This is a genomic window from Exiguobacterium sp. USCH10, from assembly GCF_037619445.1.
Taxonomy (GTDB): domain Bacteria; phylum Bacillota; class Bacilli; order Exiguobacteriales; family Exiguobacteriaceae; genus Exiguobacterium; species Exiguobacterium aestuarii_A.
This window is the reverse complement of the sequence record NZ_JAQPZO010000019.1, coordinates 1-5,966: the sequence shown is the minus strand read 5'-3', so window position 1 is coordinate 5,966 and position 5,966 is coordinate 1. Positions and strand designations below refer to the sequence as shown.

General features: G+C 44.0%; 8 protein-coding genes, 2 tRNA genes and 1 other RNA gene. 8 read left to right on the top strand and 3 right to left on the bottom strand.

What is annotated here, in order from left to right:
* The first annotated feature begins 114 nt into the window (after positions 1-114).
* Together PQI28_RS15470 and PQI28_RS15465 are read left to right on the top strand one after the other, a co-directional pair.
* A tRNA-Ser gene (locus PQI28_RS15470) sits at positions 115-205 on the top strand.
* A 29-nt stretch (positions 206-234) separates the two neighbouring features.
* Positions 235-324 (top strand) — tRNA-Ser (locus PQI28_RS15465).
* 121 nt (positions 325-445) lie between these two features.
* On the opposite strand, the gene PQI28_RS15460 is transcribed toward PQI28_RS15465, so the two are convergent.
* Together PQI28_RS15460 and PQI28_RS15455 are read right to left on the bottom strand one after the other, a co-directional pair.
* Positions 446-1,117, bottom strand: coding sequence for a deoxynucleoside kinase (locus PQI28_RS15460; protein ID WP_251125747.1), 672 nt, complete (start codon positions 1,115-1,117; stop codon positions 446-448).
* Positions 1,114-1,749, bottom strand: a complete 636-nt coding sequence (locus PQI28_RS15455) for a deoxynucleoside kinase (RefSeq protein WP_214697300.1) — start codon at positions 1,747-1,749, stop codon at positions 1,114-1,116. The genes PQI28_RS15460 and PQI28_RS15455 overlap by 4 nt, the downstream gene beginning before the upstream one ends.
* A gap of 121 nt (positions 1,750-1,870) precedes the next feature.
* Between PQI28_RS15455 and tadA the strand changes: the two genes are divergently transcribed.
* The 6 genes from tadA to PQI28_RS15425 all read left to right on the top strand — a co-directional run bounded on the left by tadA (position 1,871) and on the right by PQI28_RS15425 (position 5,638).
* A complete protein-coding gene (tadA, locus tag PQI28_RS15450; protein WP_339963820.1) occupies positions 1,871-2,371 on the top strand; it encodes a tRNA adenosine(34) deaminase TadA in 501 nt (166 codons plus the stop codon).
* Positions 2,372-2,424: 53 nt separating this feature from the next.
* Positions 2,425-2,692: signal recognition particle sRNA large type (gene ffs / locus PQI28_RS15445), an RNA gene on the top strand.
* Between the two features lie 94 nt (positions 2,693-2,786).
* Positions 2,787-4,463 (top strand): DNA polymerase III subunit gamma/tau, encoded by a 1,677-nt coding sequence (dnaX, locus tag PQI28_RS15440; RefSeq protein ID WP_339963819.1) that lies wholly within the window; start codon positions 2,787-2,789, stop codon positions 4,461-4,463.
* Between the two features lie 14 nt (positions 4,464-4,477).
* Positions 4,478-4,795 (top strand): YbaB/EbfC family nucleoid-associated protein, encoded by a 318-nt coding sequence (locus tag PQI28_RS15435; RefSeq protein WP_074034102.1) that lies wholly within the window; start codon positions 4,478-4,480, stop codon positions 4,793-4,795.
* A gap of 22 nt (positions 4,796-4,817) precedes the next feature.
* Positions 4,818-5,417 (top strand): recombination mediator RecR, encoded by a 600-nt coding sequence (recR, locus tag PQI28_RS15430; RefSeq protein ID WP_012727753.1) that lies wholly within the window; start codon positions 4,818-4,820, stop codon positions 5,415-5,417.
* On the top strand, positions 5,414-5,638 hold the full coding sequence (locus PQI28_RS15425) for a YaaL family protein (RefSeq protein WP_214697288.1): 225 nt from the start codon (positions 5,414-5,416) through the stop codon (positions 5,636-5,638). The genes recR and PQI28_RS15425 overlap by 4 nt, the downstream gene beginning before the upstream one ends.
* 126 nt (positions 5,639-5,764) lie before the next feature.
* Here the strand turns inward: PQI28_RS15425 and PQI28_RS15420 are convergent.
* Positions 5,765-5,966: hypothetical protein (locus PQI28_RS15420; protein WP_339963818.1), on the bottom strand; the 202-nt coding region annotated here is incomplete at its 5' end.

Genomic DNA, 5,966 nt, shown 5'->3' with positions numbered 1-5,966 from the left:
GTGGTTTAAGGGAACGGTCTTGAAAACCGTCAGGGGTGTAACAGCCTGCGTGGGTTCGAATCCCACCACCTCCTCCATTTCTTTTTTGGAGGCTCACACAATTTTATATCTTTTGGAGGTGTACCCAAGTGGTTTAAGGGAACGGTCTTGAAAACCGTCAGGGGTGTAACAGCCTGCGTGGGTTCGAATCCCACCACCTCCTCCACTTTCTTTTTTTTACACTTTTTTAGGCCTGGAGTTGTACCCAAGTCCGGCTGAAGGGGACGGACTCGAAATCCGTTAGGAGTCGCAAGGCTCGCGTGGGTTCGAATCCCACCAACTCCGCTTTCAATCGGGCATCTGCAGAGGCAGATGCATTTTTTGTATCCACAGACATATGCGCTGTGGATTTTTTTATGCACAAAAAGAGAGATCACGCTTTTGATAGCGTAATCCCTCTGTATGATTATCTAACTTTTGCTTCGCGAGCAATCGTTAACTGCTTTTCAATTTTTTCAAGGATGAGTTCGACTGAATCTGGGTCTTTGATGAGATCGTACTCTTCAATCGAGAGGCGTAGTACTGGGCACAAGTTGAAGTTGTTGATCCACTCTGTGTAGCGTTCGTACATCTCTTCCCAATAAGCGATTGGTGTTTGTTGCTCCATCTCGCGACCGCGCATCTGGATGCGTTCAAGGACTTGTTCGAACGAACCTTCAAGATAAATCAATAGGTCTGGGTGTGGGAAGAAGGGTGTTAACACCATAGCCTCGAACAAACTTGAATACGTTTCGTAGTCTGTTGGTGACATCGTCCCTTTTTCATAATGCATTTTTGCGAAGATGCCTGTGTCTTCATAGATGGACCGGTCTTGAATGAAGCCGCCACCGTATTGGAAGATTTTCTTCTGTTCTTTAAAACGTTCTGCTAAGAAGTAAATTTGAAGATGGAAACTCCAACGTTCAAAATCATGGTAGAATTTATCGAGGTAAGGGTTCGTATCTACTTTCTCTAGAGACGTTCGGAAGTTTAAAGCATCGGCTAACGAATTGGTAATCGTCGATTTCCCGATTCCAACCATTCCACCGATTGTAATGATTGTATCGTTCGGAATGTTATATTTATCAATCAGCTTCATTTTAATTGTGCTCCTTTAGTTAATTCTAATTCGCGTTCAATCGTCTTGAGGACATGTGTCAAATCGTCCGGATTGTGTACAAAGTCGAGTTCATCCCCACTAAACGAGAGGATTTTCACTTCTGGATGGGCCGCGCGATAGGATTCAACGAACGTCTCATAATCGTGAGCAAGTTGTTCGAGATAATCGCGAGACATATTTTCTTCCACTTCACGTCCACGCAAAGCAACGCGTTTCATCAGTGTCTCAATGCTGGCGTGTAAGTAAATGACGACATCAGGTTTCGGCATATCATGTGTCAAAATCTTATAAATTTGCTCGTACTTGTTTAAATGCGCAGGTTTCAACGAACGATGAGCAAAAATCAAGTTTTTGAAAATATGATAGTCCGAAACGACGGATTGCTGTTGACTCAAGTGGTGTTTATGAATATCATCCAACTGCTTGAATCGATTGCATAAGAAGAACATTTCCGTTTGGAAACTCCATTCTTCGATATCTTCATAAAACTTGCCGAGAAATGGGTTCTCTTCTACAATTTCATTCAGCATCTGCATCGAGAAATGCTGACTGATGATATGGGCCAGTGATGTTTTCCCGACACCAATCGGTCCTTCTACCGTTATAAACATATGATGTCATCCTCCATTATCCAAAGTGCAAGTTCCATTCTAGCATAGAATGCGAATGATATGGCGAGGGATTTGATTTTCATTTTTTTTCATAGTGTTAAATAAGAAACGAGGTGAATCGATGGAACGTGATGAACGATTTATGCAGTTGGCCATCGAAGAAGCAAAGAAAGCAGAGGCCATCGGTGAGGTTCCGATCGGCTGTGTGATTGTTAAAGGTGATGAAGTGATTGCGACTGGTCATAATCGTCGTGAAACCGATCTTTTAGCTGCTGCTCACGCTGAGATGATCGCGATTGAAGCGGCGAATGAAGCATTAGGAAATTGGCGATTGGAAGATTGTGAGTTATACGTCACACTCGAACCGTGTCCAATGTGTGCGGGTGCCATTGTGCTATCCCGAGTGAAGCGGGTCATCTTCGGTGCACATGATCCGAAAGGGGGTTGTTGCGTTACGTTGATGAATTTGGTACAAGATGAACGATTCAATCATCAGGCTGACGTAACCGAAAATGTTTTAGCAGAAGAATGTGGACGACTTCTAACTGATTTCTTCCGGGCGCTTAGAGAAAGGAAGAAACAAGAGAGACTTCATCAGAGAGGTTGCAACCCAATCGATTAAACAGTATAATGTAATAGCACTCGAGATAGTGCATAATTTCATTTACCCATTTGCCGTGCTAGGTGGGGAGGTAGCGGTGCCCTGTCACTCGCAATCCGCTGTAGCGAGACTGAATCCCGATTCGAGGGAGTGCGCTGGTGTGGTCTGCCTTATGTAAGTGGCGTTGACGTCTGAGTCCTGCGCAACGGTCACCCATGAACCAGGTCAGGTCCGGAAGGAAGCAGCCTTAAGTGGTGACGTACCGTGTGCCGCAGGGGTGCTTGGGCTGAGCAAACTGCATGAGTAACGCATGTTGACGTGCTTTCAGAAATCGGTGCGCGGCAGATTTATTTTATAACTTCAATCTATGGCCCCAGGGCTGTAGATTTTTTTGTATGATGAGATAGAGAAGAAAAGTGGGGAAGGAGGCGAACTCATGGCGTATCAAGCGTTATATCGAGTATACAGACCTCAGTCATTTCAAGAGGTCGTCGGTCAAGTCCATATCACACGTACGATTCAAAACGCTTTATTAGAGGAGCGGATGTCACACGCATATTTGTTTTCAGGTCCACGCGGGACAGGGAAGACGAGCTTAGCGAAAATCATTGCTAAGGCGATCAACTGTGAAAGTGCACCGACACGTGAACCGTGTAATACCTGTCCGACGTGTATCGCGATCACGGAAGGTACGAGTCCGGACGTTTTTGAAATCGATGCGGCATCAAATAATGGAGTTGACGAAATTCGAGAAATCCGAGACAAAGTCAAATATCCACCGTCTCAAGGGCGTTACAAAGTATATATCATTGATGAAGTGCATATGTTGTCGACAGGTGCATTCAATGCATTATTAAAAACACTTGAAGAACCGCCAGCACATGCGATTTTTATCTTAGCGACGACAGAACCGCATAAAATTCCGGCAACGATTATTTCGCGTTGTCAGCGATTTGATGTCAAACGACATGAAGTGAGTCAATTGCAAACCCGGATGGCCTATATTTTGAATGATCAAGACCATGATTATGATCCGGAAGCATTGAAACTAATCGCACGGGCTGCTGATGGCGGGATGCGGGATGCCCTTAGCTTGCTTGATCAGGCCTTGGCATTTAGCGATGGGCGTTTGACGGAAGAAGCGGTGTTAGAAGTGACGGGTGCTGTGACGGATGAAACACTGCTCGAAATGGCATACGGATTACAGAAAAAAGAGTTGAATGCAATTTTGAGTACGCTTGAAATGATGTTACGCGAAGGGAAAGATTTAAAGCGTTTCATTGAAGACTTAGTGTTCGTCCATCGGGATGCGTTACTCTTAAAAGCATCTCCGCAAGCTGCCGACTTATTAGAGCGTGCTCGTCCGACTGATGAGTTTCGTCAGTTTGTCGAAGCGACTTCGACGGACGAATTGTTCCAAGTGATTGAAGAGCTCAATGAGTGCCAGCAGCAAATGAGGCTGTCGAATCATCCAAAGGTGTTGGTAGAGTTAACGTTCATTCGAATTGCAGAGCAAGGTCGTACGATCAGTGAGCAGATGACACAACTTCAAGACCAAGTGCGTGAGTTGAGCCGCGAATTGAATGAAGTGAAGAAGAATGGCGTGACTGTGACAGGTGGAGAGGTGGAAAAACCGAAGCCTGCTCCGAAACGAACACAAATCCGAGTGCCGAAAGAGCGGATTCGCCAATTACTTCAGCGAGCTGAGCGGCAGCATTTGAATGCGATTCGCGATAGTTGGGACGATATCATGACGAATATTCGGATACAGGATGGTCCAATCTTCGCACTCTTCTATGAAAGTGAGGCTGTCCTTTGTGCAAGTGACACCTTACTGGTACAATTTAAAGATGGAATGACATGGCACTATGAACAAGTGAGTTCGAATGGTCGTACGCGTGATGTAATCGAGCAGGCGTTATTTGAAGTTACGGGGATTCGTCGTGAAATTATGGCGGTGCTTGAAACGGATTGGAATGAACTGAAGAATGAGTTCATCCTTCAAAAACAAGCAGAGCGGACAGAACGAGTCGAAGAACCAGAAACCGAAGACCCGTTGGTTGCACAGGCGATGGAACGTTTTGGCGATGTCGTTGAAATCGAAGAAACATAAGGGAGGCGCTCTGAATGCGTGGAATGGGAAATATGAATAACATGATGAAACAAATGCAAAAGATGCAAAAAGATATGGCGAAAGCTCAAGAAGAACTAAAAGAGTTATCAGTAGAAGGTACTGCAGGAGGCGGCATGGTAAAAGTTGTCGTCAGCGGTCATAAAGAGGTTTTAGATGTCATCATTGCAGAAGATGTCGTCGACCCGGAAGATGTAGATATGTTGCAGGATCTCGTCTTAGCAGCAATTAATGATGCGATGAAGCAAGCTGATCAGCTTGTGAATGATAAGATGGGACGTTTCACACAAGGTATGAATCTCCCAGGCTTTTAAGTGAAGAAAGGATCGATGCGAGTTGCAATACCCTGAAGCCATTGGACGATTGATTGAGAGTTTTACGAAACTACCTGGAATCGGTCCTAAAACTGCAGTGCGTTTGGCGTTCCATGTATTAGATATGGAAGAAGACGATGTATTAACGTTTGCGAAGTCTCTCGTCAGTGCGAAACGGGACATCAAATATTGTACCGTGTGCGGTCACATTACAGATATTGATCCTTGTGCAATCTGTAAAGACTCACATCGGGATGAAACGGTAGTTTGTGTGGTTCAAGATTCAAGAGACGTGATTGCCATGGAGAAAATGAGAGAGTATAGAGGGAAATATCATGTTCTTCATGGAGCCATAAGTCCAATGGAAGGGATTGGTCCAGAGGATATTAACGTTTCAAGCTTGCTGACACGGTTACAAGAGAACGAGTCAATCCAAGAAGTGATTTTAGCGACGAACCCGAACATTGAGGGAGAAGCGACTTCGATGTATTTATCACGCTTACTTAAGCCGACAGGAATCCGTGTAACTCGTCTCGCGCATGGTTTGCCCGTCGGTGGGGATTTAGAGTATGCGGACGAAGTGACCTTGTCTCGAGCGATGGAAGGTAGAAGAGAATTATGAAATGGTTTCGTAAGTCGTTAAAAGATGATTATGATCAACGACTACTGACTGAGTTGATGGAAGCGAAAGCTAAGTTTGAGTCGAAACGTCGTATGCTTGAAGTTAGCATCGAAGATACAGGAGAATTAGCGGCTCAAGTGAAGCAAGCAGAAGCTCTTTACTTTTTCTATTTGAAAGAGGCGAAAAAACGAAATGTATCCTTATCGTCTCTCCGTTCATAAGGCGAAGCCGTTGGCTCGCCTTATTTTATTTTTAACCCTATATAATGAAGAAAATAATATAGTGTGAGTGATTAAAGCATGATTTAATAAATTTCTTAAAACTATTTTAATAAAAGGGTTGCGTGATTAAAGTTTTACTGATATATTAATAGACGTCGCCGAGATAAGCGGCAAACAAAATAAAAAATATTTTAAAAAGTGATTGACCTTTTGTTCTTCACTTGGTAAGATATTAAAGTCGCCAAGAGCGGCAGACGAACTTTGAAAACTGAACGATGAGGCAAAAATAAGTTTTACAATTTTTGAATGAAGCGCAAGCTTCGTCAAT